Source organism: Streptomyces sp. ADI95-16 (genome assembly GCF_003721495.1).
GTDB lineage: Bacteria > Actinomycetota > Actinomycetes > Streptomycetales > Streptomycetaceae > Streptomyces > Streptomyces goshikiensis.
Map to the genome: position 1 here is coordinate 4962852 of NZ_CP033581.1, position 16213 is coordinate 4979064.

The 16213-nt window shown below is 75.1% G+C and carries 11 protein-coding genes; 7 read left to right on the forward strand and 4 right to left on the reverse strand.

Going from position 1 to position 16213, the window contains the following annotated elements:
- Window positions 1-74 precede the first annotated feature (74 nt).
- The gene (locus EES41_RS22190; RefSeq protein WP_254211538.1) at window positions 75-890 is read right to left on the reverse strand and encodes a triacylglycerol lipase; all 816 of its coding nucleotides are present in this window, start codon (window positions 888-890) and stop codon (window positions 75-77) included.
- A 287-nt stretch (window positions 891-1177) separates the two neighbouring features.
- On the opposite strand from EES41_RS22190, the gene EES41_RS22195 reads away from it, so the two are divergent.
- The gene (locus tag EES41_RS22195) at window positions 1178-1579 is read left to right on the forward strand and encodes a cobalamin B12-binding domain-containing protein (protein ID WP_008739554.1); all 402 of its coding nucleotides are present in this window, start codon (window positions 1178-1180) and stop codon (window positions 1577-1579) included.
- Between the two features lie 457 nt (window positions 1580-2036).
- Here EES41_RS22195 and EES41_RS22200 read toward each other — a convergent pair whose 3' ends face one another.
- A complete protein-coding gene (locus EES41_RS22200) occupies window positions 2037-3581 on the reverse strand; it encodes a DUF5691 domain-containing protein (RefSeq protein ID WP_123080005.1) in 1545 nt (514 codons plus the stop codon).
- A 247-nt stretch (window positions 3582-3828) separates the two neighbouring features.
- Window positions 3829-5169, reverse strand: a complete 1341-nt coding sequence (locus EES41_RS22205; RefSeq protein WP_123080006.1) for an SWIM zinc finger family protein — start codon at window positions 5167-5169, stop codon at window positions 3829-3831.
- Between the two features lie 134 nt (window positions 5170-5303).
- Between EES41_RS22205 and EES41_RS22210 the strand changes: the two genes are divergently transcribed.
- The 5 genes from EES41_RS22210 (at window position 5304) to sucD (ending at window position 12283) form a co-directional block, all read left to right on the forward strand.
- Window positions 5304-6410 (forward strand): AAA family ATPase, encoded by a 1107-nt coding sequence (locus EES41_RS22210; protein ID WP_123080007.1) that lies wholly within the window; start codon window positions 5304-5306, stop codon window positions 6408-6410.
- Window positions 6407-8653 (forward strand): DUF5682 family protein, encoded by a 2247-nt coding sequence (locus tag EES41_RS22215; RefSeq protein ID WP_123080008.1) that lies wholly within the window; start codon window positions 6407-6409, stop codon window positions 8651-8653. Before EES41_RS22210 ends, EES41_RS22215 begins: the two co-directional genes overlap by 4 nt.
- A 102-nt stretch (window positions 8654-8755) precedes the next feature.
- A complete protein-coding gene (locus tag EES41_RS22220) occupies window positions 8756-9940 on the forward strand; it encodes a VWA domain-containing protein (protein WP_123080009.1) in 1185 nt (394 codons plus the stop codon).
- Between the two features lie 252 nt (window positions 9941-10192).
- A complete protein-coding gene (gene sucC / locus EES41_RS22225) occupies window positions 10193-11371 on the forward strand; it encodes an ADP-forming succinate--CoA ligase subunit beta (protein WP_037798055.1) in 1179 nt (392 codons plus the stop codon).
- Window positions 11372-11392: 21 nt separating this feature from the next.
- Window positions 11393-12283 carry a succinate--CoA ligase subunit alpha gene (gene sucD, locus EES41_RS22230; RefSeq protein ID WP_030154828.1) on the forward strand — a complete coding sequence of 297 codons (891 nt, stop codon included), beginning with the start codon at window positions 11393-11395 and terminating at the stop codon, window positions 12281-12283.
- 101 nt (window positions 12284-12384) lie between these two features.
- Here the strand turns inward: sucD and EES41_RS44225 are convergent, their stop codons facing one another.
- Window positions 12385-14427 carry a helix-turn-helix domain-containing protein gene (locus EES41_RS44225; protein WP_367995783.1) on the reverse strand — a complete coding sequence of 681 codons (2043 nt, stop codon included), beginning with the start codon at window positions 14425-14427 and terminating at the stop codon, window positions 12385-12387.
- Window positions 14428-14546: 119 nt separating this feature from the next.
- On the opposite strand from EES41_RS44225, the gene EES41_RS22245 reads away from it, so the two are divergent.
- Window positions 14547-16151 carry a DUF6350 family protein gene (locus EES41_RS22245; protein ID WP_164495908.1) on the forward strand — a complete coding sequence of 535 codons (1605 nt, stop codon included), beginning with the start codon at window positions 14547-14549 and terminating at the stop codon, window positions 16149-16151.
- The last annotated feature ends 62 nt before the right edge of the window (window positions 16152-16213 follow it).

Consider the following 16213-nt stretch of genomic DNA (forward strand, 5'->3'; position numbering starts at 1 on the left):
TCGGTCGCCGAAACACTGAGCCTTGGCCTTGAGTTCGAAATCCGTTCGACTTTTTTCGGGTTCTGTGGGCCGGGTCAGGCGGACTCGGACGACCAGTCGCCGACCTGCGGAACCGACAGTTCGCCGAGCTCTCCGGGGCGTCCGTCGAGGGCCCGGCGGATCGCCGCGATCACTGCGGGGTGCGCGGGAAGGGCGAGGTGCCCGATGCCGGTGACCTGCACGTTCTCGGTGTGCAGATCCGGATGTTCGATGCGCGCCGTCCCGGTCGGCGCCATGATCGCGTCGAACTCGCTCCAGAACGCGACGCACCGGGTTCGGCACCCGGGCGCGGGCGCGCGGAGCTCGGCCATCACCTCCGAGTCCGGGCGCATCTGCCGGACCAGCGGGTGCGCGTCCATGAAGGGGGCGACGCGGGTCCCGGAGTGCGGGGTACCGAGCGTGACGAGCGTGCGGACGCGCGCGTCCCCGCCGAGCCGCTGGACGTAGTACCGCCCGACCAGCCCGCCCAGGCTGTGGCCGACCAGGTCCACCCGGTCCTGCCCGGTGCGCTCGCACAGCTCCTCGACGCGGCGGGCGAGGAGCCGGGCCGTGACGCGCAGGTCGCGCGTCAGGAGGGAGTAGTTGTACGACTCCACCCGGCGCCGGCCGTCCGCGCCGAGTGCCCGGCGCAGCAGGACGAAGACGGAGCGGTTGTCGGTGAACCCGTGCAGCAGCAGCACCGGCGGCCGCGGCCCGGCCGGCCCGGCGGGCGGGCGCTCGTTCAGCACGCCGGTGGGATAGAGGAGCAGGTGCCCGGCGAGTACGAGCGCCTCCAGCACGGCGGCCCGCAGCGCGGCCCCCGAGGGCGGCCCGGCCGGCGGAACGGACAACGGCGTGATCGACAGACCCATCGACGGCCTCCCCTGAGCCTCTTGAGCCTCGTGAGCCTCTTGGGTACGCGTCGGTCGACCGCCCGCTGCCGTGTTCACCGCAGATGTGAATGTGGCCCCGCCCCCGTGCCGTGCGGCTGGCGGCGCGGTGGCGGGGCGACCCGGTTGCGGCTCGGTGCGGCTCCCCTGGTGAATCAGTCGCGGTGAATCAATGGCGTCCCACGTGTGATTTCCCCCTCGTGATTGACCGCGAAACGGCGGCGTGCGCGATGCTGTACTTAACGTTCGTTCACTCGGGAGGCAGTGCGATGGGTGTGACCGGTCCGATCCGTGTGGTGGTGGCCAAGCCGGGTCTCGACGGCCACGACCGCGGTGCCAAGGTCATCGCGCGTGCCCTGCGGGACGCGGGCATGGAGGTCATCTACACCGGCCTCCACCAGACGCCCGAACAGATCGTCGACACCGCGATCCAGGAAGACGCCGACGCGATCGGCCTCTCGATCCTCTCGGGCGCGCACAACACGCTGTTCGTGCGGGTGCTGGAACTCCTGAAGGAGCGCGACGCGGAGGACATCAAGGTCTTCGGCGGCGGCATCATCCCGGAGGACGACATCGCCCCCCTCAAGGCGAAGGGCGTCGCCGAGATCTTCACCCCGGGCGCGACGACGACCTCCATCGTCGACTGGGTCAACACCCACGTCCGCCAGTAGCCCCCGGCGGCGCCGTTGCCGGGGACCAGCCCCCGAACCCCCGCGCCTCAAACGCCGGCGAGGCTGAATTTCCAGCCCCGCCGGCGTTTGACGCGCCGTCCGGCGTAGCCGGGGAGGCTGAAAAATCCAGCCTCGCCGGCGTTTGAGGCGCCGTCCGGCGGCGCCGGGGAACGGTGGAAGGGCGGGGCGGGGAGAAGGGCTTCGCGCAGCGGGCTCCGGACGCGGGTCAGGCCGACGGGCTCCGGACGCGGGCCAGGACGCGGGCTCCGGACGCGGGTCAGGACGGCGGGGTCCGGACGCAGGCCAGAACGCGGGCTCCGGACGCGGGTCAGGCCGACGGGCTCCGGACGCGGGCCAGGACGCGGGCTCCGGACGCGGGCTCCGGACGCGGGTCAGGACGGCGGGGTCCGGACGCAGGCCAGGACGCGGGGTCAGGACGGCGGGGTCCGGACGCGGGTCAGGTCGGCGGGGCCAGTTCCGCGAGCATGGCCGCGCGCAGCCGGAGCGTGGCCGCCAGCCGCTGGAACGCCTCGGCCCAGTACGCCCCGGCCCCGGCCCCCGCATCGGCATCCGCGTCGGCCCCCGCCAGCGCGCCCGCCACCGCAGGGTCCAGGCAGCGCTCCGCCAGACCCATCACCCCGCTGAAGCTCCACGGGTAGCTCCCCGCCTCCCGCGCCGCGTCGAGCGCGTCCACGACGGCCCGCCCCAGCACCCCCTCCCACGGCACTCCGCACACCCCCAGCAGCTGGAACGCCTCCGACAGTCCGTGCGCCCGCACGAACTCCGCGACCCACTCGGCCCGTTCCCCCTCGGGCAGGATCGACAGCAGCTTCGCCCGCTCCGCTATCGACGCCGTCCCCGGCCCCGCCGCCGGCGGCGCCGCGGCCGAGCCGAGCAGGGCCTTCGACCATTCCGCGTCGCGCTGGCGGACCGCCGCCCGGCACCACGCCGCGTGGAGTTCCTCCGCCCAGCCCTCCGCCGTCGGCCGCGCCAGTATCTCCGCGGGGCCGAGCCCCCCGAACCGCTCCCGCCAGCGGGACAGCGGGGCCGCCTCCACCAGCTGGCCCAGCCACCACGCCCGCTCCCCGCGCCCGGCGGGCGGCCGCTTCACCACCCCGTCCCGCAGCATCCCCGCATCGCACTCCGCCGGTGGGACCACCCCCTCCGGGCCCACGCAGGCCAGCGCCCGCTCCGCCATCCGCCCCGCCAGGGCCGACCCCGGCAGCGCGGACAGCAGCTCGGCCGCCGTCGCCCGGACGTTGCGGCTGCGGTCGCCCAGCGCCGCCTCCAGGAACGGCTCGTCCCCCTCTGACAAGCCCACCCGCAGCGAATCGAGGAACATCAGCCGGTCCTCGGCCCGTTCGGTGGCCCAGGTCGTCGCCAGCAGCCGCGTCGCCCCCGCCGGCTCGTGCGCCCGTACGGCACCCAGGAGGGCCACCCGCTCCGCGAACAGGCCCTCCTGCCACAGCCGCTCCACCCCCTCCGCGTCCGTGACCTCCGGCATGGCGCCGGCGCCGCCCGGCCCGCCGCGCAGCGCGAACCGCCAGTCGGGGTTCAGCCGGGCCAGCCACAGACCCCGCGCCCCGGCCAGGGCCAGCGCCTGCGGGCGCAGGTCCGTCCGCGCCCGGGCCGCCTCCAGCAGCGCCGGGACCAGCGCCGCCGGTGCCCGGTAGCCGTGCCGCCCGGCGGCGGCCAGCCACTGCGGGAGCAGCTCCGTCAGATCCGGGGCGCTGCCCCGCCGGCCGCCCCCGCCGGCCGCGGCGGAACGGCCCGCCAGCAGCTGCGCGAGCCGCCGCCGGGCCGCCTGCGGCGGTACCGGGCGCGGATCCCGGGGCGCGGGCTCGGGGCGCGGACCCGCCTCGGCGGGCCGCAGCCCGGCTCGCCGTCGTACGGTCTGCACGGCCGCCGCGTCCAGCAGCGCCTCCGGGCTGCCCTGTCGCCGCTCGGTGCCCAGCAGCGCGGCACCGACCAGCTCCTCCCAATCCCCGCCCAGCGTTTCCATCGGACCCCTCCCTCTTTCTTTCCGTGTCGCCTCGCTCCGGTCCCGCCCCCTCCGCGGGACCGGAGCGGCTTTCGCCCCCGTGTCGACCAGCGTTCAGCTGGCGTGGCTGTCGTTCATGCATGCCCCCCGGCTTGCTCGTGTGTTCACGCGAGACGCCCCCGCGCCCCGCGCTTCCCGCGTGTGTTCACGCCGGACGCCCCCGCGTCCCGCGCTTCCTGCGTGTCGCCGCGCCCGGACCCCCGGTCGGTCAGACCAGGGCCACGGGTTCCGCCGTCTCCGGCTGCCAGGCCGTCAGCGGAGTGAAGCCGCGATGGCCGCACTCGCCGAAGACCGTGACGGGACCGCCGCCCGACAGGGCGGCCAGCTGCCACAGACCGGACCTCGAACGGGCCCCGGTGAGGGCCACCGGCAGGGCGGACGTCCCCTCCGCGTCCGCCAGTTGCCAGCCCAGCTCGCCCGGTACGGGGACCACCGGCCCCAGGACCACCGGCCAGGAATCCAGCCACGGGTCCTCGCGCAGCGCCGCCCCGTACGCCTCCAGGGCGGCCCCGGTGCTCACCCCCGCAGGAGCCCGCGCGCACGGCGTCGCCGCCGCGAAGCGCTCCCCGAGATCCGCCCGGAGCCCCGCCGACCCGGGCCGGAAGCGAGCCTCCGCCTCCAGCACCAGCCCCACCGGCAGGGCCAGCCCGGGCGGCCGCCCGGGCGGCCCGAAGTCGAGCACCAGGGCCGGGCGCCCGCTCCCCAGCCCGCGCAGCCATATCCGGCGGGTGGTGAGCCGGCCGTCCGCGGACACCGAGTCGTACTGGGACAGGACCAGCCAGTGGTCCCGTACGGCCTCCCCCTCCCCGGAGGCGCCCGGTATCCCGACCCGGCTGCGGACGGTCGCGGCCAGCGGTTCCGGCAGCGCCGAAACCCCCAGCCAGGCCCGGTCCAGCAGGTGCAGCAGCGCGGCCTCCTCCAGCATCCGGGCGGGCCAGCCGGGGCCGCAACTGGGTATCGTCCCCAACTCCCGCACCCGCGCGGCCAGTCCGGGCGCCTGGGCGTCGACCATCCGGGCGGCCGTCTCCTCCCAGCCCGCGTAACCCGTCTGTTCCTGGCCGGCCAGCCCGCCGCGCAGCAGGTCCGCGAGCCGCTGTTCCAGCTCGGTGACGCCCGCGCCGACCCGGGCGGCCCGCCGCTCGGCCCGGCGCCGGGCGGCCTCCTCGTCCACCGGCTTGGCCGCTCCGGCGGCCGGGCGCGCGGCCTTCGCCGCCCGCTCGGCGAGCCATTGCGAGGCCCAGTCCGGCGCCTCGGCGGGCTCGCCCAGACCCTCCGCCGCCCAGAGCAACAGCAGCCCCAGCGCGTGCTTGCACGGGAACTTCCGGCTCGGGCAGGAGCACTTGTACGCCGGGCCCGTCAGGTCCACGACCGTCCGGTACGGCGTGCTGCCGCTGCCCTTGCACCACCCCCACACCGATCCGGAAGCGGAACCTCCGGTCTGCGACCACGGGCCCGCCCCGCCAAGCCTGCCTCCCGCCTTGCGTGACGCATCGTCAGGAGCCAGAGCCAGTACCTGTTCCGCCGTCCAGCGGTCCCCCTGCTCAGTCATGTGTTCCACCGTAGAGACCCCCACTGACAATCGCTCTGACCTGCAACAACGCTGTGAGCGCGGGGCGTTGTCAGTGGGGTGGTGCACCGTTGTCACAGCAGTCGGGAGCGGCTGCCGAGCATTGGAGGGGGACCATGACCATGCCCGAGAACGGCACGGGCGCCGAGGCGCTGCGACCGCACGCCGAAGACGCCTTCGCGGACGAACTGAAAGCCCTGGCGGCCGCCGACGACCGGCCCCGCCCGACCCGCTGGAAGCTCTCCCCGTGGGCCGTCGCCACCTACCTGCTCGGCGGCACCCTCGATGACGGCACGGTCATCACACCCAAGTACGTCGGACCGCGCCGCATCGTCGAGGTCGCCGTCACCACCCTCGCCACCGACCGCGCCCTGCTCCTGCTCGGCGTCCCCGGCACCGCCAAGACCTGGGTGTCCGAACACCTCGCCGCGGCCGTCAGCGGAGACTCGACCCTCCTCGTCCAAGGCACCGCAGGCACCCCCGAGGAAGCCATCCGCTACGGCTGGAACTACGCCCGGCTCCTCGCCCACGGCCCCAGCCGCGAAGCCCTCGTACCCAGCCCCGTCATGCGGGCCATGGCCGACGGCATGACCGCCCGCGTCGAGGAACTCACCCGCATCCCCGCCGACGTCCAGGACACCCTGATCACCGTCCTGTCGGAGAAGACCCTGCCGATACCGGAACTCGGCCAGGAGGTGCAGGCCGTCCGCGGCTTCAACCTCATCGCCACCGCCAACGACCGCGACCGCGGGGTCAACGAGCTCTCCAGCGCCCTGCGCCGCCGCTTCAACACCGTCGTGCTGCCCCTGCCCGCCACCGCCGACGCCGAGGTCGACATCGTCGCCCGCCGCGTCGACCAGATGGGCCGCGCCCTCGACCTGCCGGCCGCGCCCGAGGGCCTGGAGGAGATCCGCCGCGTCGTCACCGTCTTCCGCGAGCTGCGCGACGGGGTCACGGGCGACGGCCGCACCAAGGTCAAGTCACCCAGCGGGACCCTGTCCACCGCCGAGGCGATCTCCGTCGTCACCAACGGGCTCGCCCTGGCCGCCCACTTCGGGGACGGCGTCCTGCGCCCCTCCGACGTGGCCGCCGGGATCCTCGGCGCCGTCGTCCGCGACCCGGCCGCCGACTCGGTGGTCTGGCAGGAGTACCTGGAGGCCGTCGTCCGCGAGCGGGACGGCTGGAAGGACTTCTACCGGGCCTGCCGGGAGGTGACGGCATGAGCGGATCCGCCGCGCGGGGGCCGCTGCTCCTGGGCGTACGGCACCACGGACCGGGCTCGGCCCGCGCCGTGCGGGCCGCGCTCGAAGCGGCCCGGCCCACGGCCGTGCTGATCGAGGGGCCGCCCGAGGGGGACGCGCTGCTGGCGCTGGCCGCCGACCCCGGGATGCGGCCGCCCGTCGCCCTCCTCGCCCACGCCGCCGACGACCCCGGCCGGGCCGCGTTCTGGCCGCTGGCCGGGTTCTCCCCGGAGTGGGCCGCCATCCGGTGGGCCCAGGCCCGGGACGTACCGGTCCGGTTCATCGACCTCCCGGCCGCGCACACGCTGGCCGCGGAGCCGGACGCCGACGCGCCCGGATCCGTACGGCTGGACCCCCTCGCGGTGCTCGCCGAGACCGCCGGGTACGACGACCCCGAGCGCTGGTGGGAGGACGTCGTCGAACACCGAGGCACCGGCGCCGCCGACCCGCTGGCCGCCTTCGAGGCGCTCGGCGAGGCCATGGGCGCCCTGCGCGAGGAGTTCGGGGACGGCGGGCACGCCCGCGACCTGGTCCGCGAGGCGTACATGCGGCAGCGGATGCGGGCGGCCTGCCGGGAGTTCGGCGAGGACCACGCCGTGGTGTGCGGCGCGTGGCACGTCCCGGCGCTGCGGGCCAAGACCACCGTCGCGGCGGACAAGGCACTGCTCAGCGGGCTGCCCAAGGTCAAGGTGGAGACCACCTGGGTGCCGTGGACGCACCGCCGCCTGGCCCGCGCCGGCGGGTACGGGGCGGGCATCGCCTCGCCCGGCTGGTACGCGCACCTCTTCGAGGCGCGGGACCGGCCGGTCGAGCGCTGGCTGACCAAGGTCGCCGGGCTGCTGCGGGAGGAGGACCGGCAGGTCTCCTCCGCCCACGTCATCGAGGCGGTCCGGCTGGCCCGGACGCTGGCCGCCGTCCGGGGGCGGCCGCTGCCGGGGCTCACCGAGACCCTGGAGGCGGTCCGGGCGATGATGTGCGACGGCTCGGAGGTGCCGCTCGCGCTGATCGAGGACCGGCTGGTCGTCGGGGACGTGCTCGGCGAAGTCCCCGACGCGGCGCCCGTCGTACCGCTCCAGCGGGACCTCACCCGCCGGCAGCGCTCGCTGCGGCTCAAGGCGGAGGCGCGGGAGCGGGAGCTGGAACTGGACCTGCGCAAGGAGACCGACGCGGCCAAGTCGGTGCTGCTGCACCGGCTGCGGCTGCTCGGCATCGAGTGGGGCACCCCGACGGCGTCCCGGGGGAGCACGGGGACGTTCCGGGAGACCTGGCGGCTGCGCTGGGAGCCGGAGCTGTCGGTACGGGTCGCCGAGGCCGGCATCTGGGGCACCACCGTCCTCGCGGCGGCCACGGCCAAGGCCGAGGCGGACGCCGAGGCGGCGCAGGAGCTCGCGGAGGTGACCGCGCTGGCCGAGCGCTGTCTGCCGGCCGGGCTCGGCGAGGCCCTGCCGGCGGTGCTGCGGGCCCTCGCCGACCGGGCCGCCCTGGACACCGATGTGGCGCGGCTGGCCAAGGCGCTGCCCGCGCTGGCCCGCTCGCTGCGGTACGGGGACGTCCGCGGGACCGACGCGTCGGCGCTGGGCACCGTCGCGTCCGGGCTCGCGGAGCGGATCTGCGTGGCGCTGCCGGCCGCGTGCGCGGCGGGGCTCGACGCCGACGCGGCGGCGGAACTGCGCGGCCATGTGGACGGGGTGCACGGGGCGGTCGGGCTGCTGGAGCGGGAGGACCTGCGGGAGCGCTGGTCGGCGGTGCTGCGGACGCTGGCCGCGCGGGACACCGTGCCCGGGCTGATACGCGGGCGGGCGGCCCGGCTCCTGCTCGACGAGGGCCGGCTGCCGCAGGAGGAGACGGCGCGGCTGATGGGGCTCGCCCTGTCACCGGCGTCCGCCCCGGCCGACGCGGCGGGCTGGATCGAGGGCTTCGCGGGCGGCGGCGGCACGCTGCTGGTCCACGACGACCGGCTGCTGAGCCTGATCGACGCGTGGCTCGTCTCGGTGCCGGAGGGGGCGTTCATCGATGTCCTGCCGCTGCTCCGCAGGACGTTCGGGGCGTACGAACCCGGCGTCCGGCGGACCCTGGGCGAACTGCTCCGCCGGGGCCCCGGCCGGGCGCCGACGGTCCCCGGCGCCGGCGCGGCCCCGCCGGGCTTCGCCCCGGCCCTGGACCCCACCCGCGCCGACGCGGTCCTCCCACTGCTCCACCTCCTCCTCACGGCCGCCCCGCCGTGACCGGCCGGATGGTGCGCGGGGGCCCGGGGCTCAGGGGGCTCGGGGGGCTCGGGGGGCTCGGCAAACGGTGAGTGGGCACGGCGAGAGAAGGGGGACGGGGAGATGACGGGAACGGGAGACACGGCGGTGGCGGTGGCGGGGGCCGACGGGGAGCGGCTGCGGCGGTGGCGGATGCTGCTCGGCGGGGGAGAGGCCGACGGCACGGGGTGCGCCCTCGCCGGGCGGGACGCGGCGATGGACGGCGCCCTCGGCGCGCTGTACGGCGGCGGGAGCGGCGCAGCCGGCCGAGGCGAGCGCTCCGCGGGGCTCGGCGGGTCCGCGCCGAACGTGGCGCGCTGGCTCGGGGACATCCGTACGTACTTCCCCAGCTCCGTGGTCCAGGTCATGCAGCGCGACGCGATCGCCCGCCTCGGCCTGTCCACGCTGCTCATGGAGCCGGAGATGCTGGAGGCCGTCGAGCCGGACGTCCACCTGGTCGGCACCCTGCTCTCGCTGAACAAGGCCATGCCCGAGACGACCCGGGAGACGGCCCGCGCCGTCGTCCGCAAGGTCGTCGAGCAGCTGGAGAAGCGCCTCGCGACCCGCACCCGGGCCACCCTCACCGGCGCGCTCGACCGCTCCGCCCGGGTCAGCCGCCCCCGGCACGCCGACATCGACTGGAACCGCACCATCCGGGCGAACCTGAAGAACTACCTGCCCGAGTACCGCACCGTCGTCCCCGAGCGCCTCATCGGCTACGGCCGCGCCGCCCAGTCGGTGAAGAAGGAGGTGATCCTCTGCATCGACCAGTCCGGATCGATGGCGGCCTCCGTCGTCTACGCCTCCGTCTTCGGCGCGGTGCTCGCCTCGATGCGGTCGATCGCGACCCGCCTGGTCGTCTTCGACACCGCCGTCGTGGACCTGACCGACCAGCTCGACGACCCCGTCGACGTCCTCTTCGGCACCCAGCTCGGCGGCGGCACGGACATCAACCGGGCGCTCGCCTACTGCCAGTCCAAGATCACCCGACCCGCGGACACCGTCGTCGTCCTCATCAGCGACCTCTACGAAGGCGGCATACGCGACGAGATGCTGAAGCGCGTGGCCGCGATGAAGCGGTCGGGGGTGGAGTTCGTGACCCTGCTCGCGCTGTCCGACGAGGGCGCGCCCGCCTACGACCGCGAACACGCCGCAGCCCTCGCCGCACTGGGCGCCCCGGCCTTCGCCTGCACCCCCGACCTGTTCCCGGAGGTGATGGCCGCCGCCCTGGAGAAGCGGCCCCTGCCCGACCCCCGCCCGGCGTCGTAAATCGGCAGATCGCACGAAGACGCAGCTCAACCGTGAGGTGATCTGTGACAGGTATCACCGCTCAGGTGTGATCCCCGATTTAGGGACCCACGTCCCACGGGGATAACCTGCGAGACGGACATGCCGCGTCCACGGTCACCGTGTGCGCCTTCCTTGTGACAGCGCCGTCACGTTGCCCTCCGCGGCACGCCCACGCAGATAGCAGACAACCGCGAATCACTGCGAATCTTTGAAGACAAGGGACGGACGCGCGTGGACCTGTTCGAGTACCAGGCGAGGGACCTCTTCGCCAAGCACGGTGTACCGGTGCTGGCCGGTGAAGTCATCGACACGCCTGAGGCGGCGCGCGAAGCCACTGAGCGACTGGGCGGCAAGTCGGTCGTCAAGGCGCAGGTGAAGGTCGGCGGCCGCGGCAAGGCCGGCGGCGTCAAGCTCGCCGCCACCCCGGACGAGGCCGTCGCGCGTGCGACGGACATCCTGGGCATGGACATCAAGGGCCACACGGTCCACAAGGTGATGATCGCCGAGACCGCTCCGGAGATCCTTGAGGAGTACTACGTCTCGTACCTCCTCGACCGGACCAACCGGACCTTCCTGGCCATGGCCTCGGTCGCGGGCGGCATGGACATCGAGCAGGTCGCGGAGGAGACTCCCGAGAAGCTCGCCAAGGTCCCGGTCAACGCCAACGAGGGCGTCACCATCGAGAAGGCCCGCGAGATCGTCGCGCTGGCGAAGTTCCCGGCCGAGGTCGCCGAGCAGGTCGCCGAGGTCCTCGTGACCCTGTGGGCCACCTTCATCGCCGAGGACGCGCTCCTCGTCGAGGTGAACCCGCTCGCGAAGGTCGCCTCCGGCGACGTCATCGCGCTCGACGGCAAGGTCTCGCTCGACGAGAACGCCGAGTTCCGCCAGCCGGGCCACGAGGAGTTCGTGGACCACGCTGCCGCGAACCCGCTGGAGGCCGCCGCCAAGGCGAAGAACCTCAACTACGTCAAGCTCGACGGTGAGGTCGGCATCATCGGCAACGGCGCGGGTCTCGTCATGAGCACCCTCGACGTCGTCGCGTACGCCGGTGAGAACCACGGCGGCGTCAAGCCCGCCAACTTCCTCGACATCGGCGGTGGCGCCTCCGCCGCCGTCATGGCGAACGGCCTTGAGATCATCCTCGGCGACCCGGACGTCAAGTCCGTGTTCGTCAACGTCTTCGGTGGCATCACCGCCTGTGACGAGGTCGCCAACGGCATCGTCCAGGCGCTCCAGCTGCTCGCGGACAAGGGCGAGGCGGTCACCAAGCCGCTGGTCGTCCGCCTCGACGGCAACAACGCCGAGCTGGGTCGCAAGATCCTGTCGGACGCCAACCACCCGCTGGTCCAGCGCGTGGACACCATGGACGGCGCGGCCGACAAGGCCGCCGAGCTCGCGGCTGCGAAGTAAGGGCAGAGGTCACAGACTCACATGGCTATCTTCCTCAACAAGGACAGCAAGGTCATCGTCCAGGGCATGACCGGTGCCACGGGCATGAAGCACACCAAGCTGATGCTGGCTGACGGCACCAACATCGTCGGCGGCGTGAACCCGCGCAAGGCCGGCACCACCGTCGACTTCGACGGCACCGAGGTACCGGTCTTCGGCTCGGTCGCCGAGGCGATGAAGGAGACCGGGGCCAACGTCTCCGTCCTCTTCGTCCCGCCGGCGTTCGCCAAGGCCGCCGTCGTCGAGGCCATCGACGCCGAGATCCCGCTGGCCGTCGTCATCACCGAGGGCATCGCGGTGCACGACTCCGCCGCCTTCTGGGCGTACGCGACCGCCAAGGGCAACAAGACCCGGATCATCGGCCCGAACTGCCCGGGTCTGATCACCCCCGGCCAGTCCAACGCCGGCATCATCCCGGGCGACATCACCAAGCCCGGCAAGATCGGTCTCGTGTCCAAGTCGGGCACGCTGACCTACCAGATGATGTACGAGCTCCGTGACATCGGCTTCACCTCCGCCGTCGGCATCGGTGGCGACCCGGTCATCGGCACCACGCACATCGACGCCCTGGAGGCCTTCGAGGCCGACCCGGACACCGAGCTGATCGTCATGATCGGCGAGATCGGCGGCGACGCCGAGGAGCGTGCGGCGGACTTCATCGCGAAGAACGTCACCAAGCCGGTCGTCGGTTACGTCGCGGGCTTCACCGCCCCCGAGGGCAAGACCATGGGCCACGCCGGCGCCATCGTCTCCGGCTCCTCCGGCACCGCGCAGGCCAAGAAGGAGGCCCTTGAGGCCGCCGGCGTCAAGGTCGGCAAGACGCCGACCGAGACGGCCAAGCTCGCGCGCGAGATCCTGAACGCCGCGAAGTAGTCGTACGCGGTAAGCAGTACGCAGTTCGTACGGGCGTGGCCCGCACCCCAGCTGGGGTGCGGGCCACGCCCGTACGCGTACCCGTCGGGTGGTCGCCCGCGTCACTCGGCCTTCGGCGCGAGGCGGGCGGGCCCGGCCTCCGGGTCGTTGCGCAGCTTGTCGTGGAGCTCCTTGCTCCGCTGGGTCAGATGCTGGGGTCCGCTGAGCGGGGGGACCCCGGAGACGCTCGCGCCCGGGGCCAGCGGGGGGATGTAGTGGGTGGGCGCGGTCGAGAGGGTGTACGAGGTCGCGACGGCGATCATCGCGGTCAGGCCGAGTACGGCGCGGCCCCAGAGCCGGGTGCGGTGTTCGCCGGAGCCGCGTACGGCCACGGCCGGGCGCGGCTCCAGCGGTACGGAGGGCCGTAGCGCGCCGAGGCGGTGGCGCAGCACCGCGGACTGCTTCTCGGGCGGTACGGCGGCCAGTTCGGGGATCCGGGCGGCGAGCTCGGCGTGCGCGCGCAGGAGGCGGTTGCCGGCGGTCGGGGTGGTGGCCTCGGTCTCGGCGGCGGTGTCGGGGAGGTCGAGCCCGATGCCGTCGTAGAGGAGCACGGTGCGGCGGTGCATCGGGGACAGCTGGAGCATCGCGTCCAGCAGGATCCGGTCGGCGGGGTCGGCCGGCGGCTTGTCGGGGTGCCGGTGGGCGCGGCGGAACTGGTGCCAGGGGGAGAGGGCGTACTCGTACGCGGCCGAGCGCACCCAGCCGACCGGGTCGGGGTCGGCGATGAGCGCGGGCCAGCGGTTCCAGGCCAGGTGGAAGGCCCGCTCGACGGACTCCATGGCGAGGGCCCGGCGGCCGGTGAGGAGGTACGCCTGCCGGAGGAGGGCGGGGGCGGCACGGTCGTAGAGGGCGTCGAACACGTCGGCCGGGGTCAGCGGCGCGGGGGGCTCCGCCGGGTCGCCGGAATCCGCCCCCGGAGCCCCCGGAGCCTCCTGCGCCCCCGGGGCGGCCGCCGGCGGAGTGTCCAGCCCCCCGGCCGTTGCCGCACCCGGCGCGTCCTCGCCGGGGGCGGCCGGGGCCGCCGGGGCGTCTGCGGGGTCCAGGGGGTTCGGGTCCCACCGGGTGGTCGGGGTGCCCGGGGACCCGGGGGCTCCCGGCGGGCCCGGCGTGGCCTCGGGGGCGTCTGCGTCGGTGGCGGCCGAGCCGTTCGCGGCCGCGGCGTCCGGGCCGTCCAAGGGGTTCGGGGTCCACGGGGTGGCCTCGGGGGTGGCGGCGGCCGAGCCGTTCGCGGTGGCCTGGGCGGCCGGGGCGTCCAGGGGGTTCGGGGTCCACGGGGTGGCGGGGGCTCCCGGGGGGCTCGGCGTGGCCTCGGGGGTGTCTGCGTCGGTGGCGGCCGAGCCGTTCGCGGCCGGGGCGGCCACGGGGTGCAGGGGGTTCGGGGTCCACCGGGTGGCGGGGGTGTCCGGGGAGTCGGGGGCTCCCGGCGGGCTCGGTGCGGTTGCGGGAGGGGACATGCCGGTGATGGCCGGGGCGCCCATGGCGGCTCGGGTCTCCGACGCGTCCGGCGCGGTCGCGGGAGGGGACATGCCGGTGATGGCCGGGGTGGCCGTGGGCTCCGGCGCGTTCGGCGCGGCCGGGGGAGTCGTGGTGGCCCGAGCCGGGTCCGGTGTGGCTTCGGCGGCGGGCGCGCCGGGGGCGGCTGAGGCCGCCGTGGTCACCGGGGCCGTTTGGGGTGACGGGGTCGCCTGGGCCGATGGGGTGGTGTGGAGGGGGTGGGCCGTTGGGGTGGTGGTGGGGGCCGGGTGGGTGCTGCGGGAGGGGGGAGGGGCCGGGGTTCTGGAGGGGGCGGTGGGGTCGTGGGGCGCGCGCTTGGCCGGGGACTTGGGGCGGGGGCGGGCGTGGCCGCCGGCCGGGTGGCCGTGGGCGGCGGCGCGTTCGGACAGGCCCGCCAGGAACGCGGCGTACGACTCGCGCTTGCGCCCGCGCGGTTCGGTGCGGCCCAACTCCCAGGAGCGGACGGTGGTTCCGGTGACCCCGACCGTCGCCGCCACCTGCTCGTACGTCAGGTGCGCCGCCTCGCGCAGCTTTCGACGCTCCCCGGGCGCGGGGAGGACGGGCTCAGGGTCCTGGCTCTCGCCGGAGGTCGTACCGACGTTTTGTGTCATGCCACGCTCCCCGCGAACCGGCGACCCTGGGCGATAAAGTACATAAACGTATCTTGAGCGACACCACGGACATTCGCCTGTTACCCGTCCATAGCGCGTGTCGTTGGCACCATGGCGGAGTGACCCAAGTAATCGAACGCGGGACCCCGTTGCCGACGCCTCAAAGGGCCGGCGGGCGGCGCCGTTCACCGGCCGCCGCCGCGTGTGTGCTGGGCGGTGCGATGGCCGCCGGACTGGGGCTCGGCTTCCTCGCCGTGCTCGTGATCGTGCTGTGGATCAGCTCCCCCTACCCCGACAGCGGCCCCGGCGGCGCGCTGCACCTGGCCGCGGGGCTGTGGCTGCTCGCCCACGGCACGGACCTCGTCCGCTACGAGACCCTCTCCGGCGTACCCGCCCCCGTCGGGATGACCCCGCTGCTCCTGGTGGCGCTGCCCGTGCTGCTGATGCGGCGCGCGGCGCGCCTCGGCAGCGCCTGCGGGGACGGCAGCGACGGCGACGAGGTGCTCCCGGCCAGCGCCGTCTTCTCGGCGGTGACCTGCGGCTACCTGGCCGTCGGATCCCTGGCCACGGTGTACGCGGCCGGCGGTCCGATGCCCGCCGATCCGCTGAGCGCGGCCTGGCACGTCCCGCTGGTGGCGGTGCTCGCCGCGGCGGGCGGGGTGTGGGTGGCCAAGGGGCGTCCGCTCGGCCCGCTGCCGGAGTGGGTGCCGAAGGGCGTACGGAGGGCAGTGGCGCGCCCCCGCTACGCGCTGGCGCTGCGGTCCGGCGCGGCCGGGGCGCTGGTGCTCCTGGGCGGGGGCGTGCTGCTGGTCGGGGCCTCGCTGGCATGGCACGGAGCGGAGGCCCAGGGCACGTTCCTGACGCTGACGGGGGTGTGGTCGGGGCGGTTCGCGGTGCTGCTGCTCGCGCTGGCGCTGATCCCGAACGCGATGGTGTGGGGCGCGGCGTACGCGCTCGGGCCCGGGTTCGCGCTGGGCGCCGGGGCGACGGCGACGCCGCTCGGCTTCGAGGGCTCGGCGGCACTGCCGTTGCCGCGGTTCCCGCTGCTGTCGGCGTTGCCGCCGCAGGGGCCGGGGTCGCCGGTGACCTGGGCGGTCGGCGTGATTCCGGTGGCGGCCGGGCTGGCGGTGGGGTGGTTCGCGGTACGGCGGGCGCGCGAAGTCTCGTACGGGGAGACCGCGCTGACGGCGGGTCTGGGCTCGACGGTGTGCGGGCTGCTGATGGCGGGGCTGGCGGGGGCGGCGTCGGGGCCGATGGGGTCGCGGGAGCTGGCGCGGTTCGGGCCGGTGTGGTGGCAGACGGGGGGCGCGGCGGCGGCGTGGACGCTGGCGGTCGCGGTGCCGTTGGCTGTCGCCGTGCACGCGTGGCGGAATCGGCCGGCGGCCGGTACGGGGGACGAGTGGCATGCGCCGGGGACGCGGGAACGCCGGTGGGACACGTTGCGCCGGGCGGCGGGGGCGCCGCTGGTTCCGGACCGGGCGCCGGTGGCTGCGCCCGCGCCTGCGCCGGTGCCGGTGGCTGGGCCCGCGCCGGTGCCGCCGGTGCCGCCCGTGCGGCCGCAGCCTCAGCCGAATCCCGTGCCGGTTCCGGAGCCCGGGCCGGAGCCCGAGCCGGATCCGGTTCCGACGCCGATTCCGGACCCGGTCCCGGCCACGCCGGTGGCTCCGCCGGTGCTTCCGGTCTCGGGCGCCCGAGTCCTCTCCCGCCGCCGCCCGCCCCTCTGACTGGCCGCAGCCCAATCGGCCGTGGCGCCGCAGGCCGCCCGCCTCTGCGGCGCCGCCCCCCG

Coding starts and splice junctions, on each gene's coding strand:
- EES41_RS22190 (WP_254211538.1), bottom strand. CDS start 890: ATGGGTCTGTCGATCACGCCGTTGTCCGTTCCGCCGGCCGGGCCGCCC.
- EES41_RS22195 (WP_008739554.1), top strand. CDS start 1,178: ATGGGTGTGACCGGTCCGATCCGTGTGGTGGTGGCCAAGCCGGGTCTC.
- EES41_RS22200 (WP_123080005.1), bottom strand. CDS start 3,581: ATGGAAACGCTGGGCGGGGATTGGGAGGAGCTGGTCGGTGCCGCGCTG.
- EES41_RS22205 (WP_123080006.1), bottom strand. CDS start 5,169: ATGACTGAGCAGGGGGACCGCTGGACGGCGGAACAGGTACTGGCTCTG.
- EES41_RS22210 (WP_123080007.1), top strand. CDS start 5,304: ATGACCATGCCCGAGAACGGCACGGGCGCCGAGGCGCTGCGACCGCAC.
- EES41_RS22215 (WP_123080008.1), top strand. CDS start 6,407: ATGAGCGGATCCGCCGCGCGGGGGCCGCTGCTCCTGGGCGTACGGCAC.
- EES41_RS22220 (WP_123080009.1), top strand. CDS start 8,756: ATGACGGGAACGGGAGACACGGCGGTGGCGGTGGCGGGGGCCGACGGG.
- sucD (WP_030154828.1), top strand. CDS start 11,393: ATGGCTATCTTCCTCAACAAGGACAGCAAGGTCATCGTCCAGGGCATG.
- EES41_RS44225 (WP_367995783.1), bottom strand. CDS start 14,427: ATGACACAAAACGTCGGTACGACCTCCGGCGAGAGCCAGGACCCTGAG.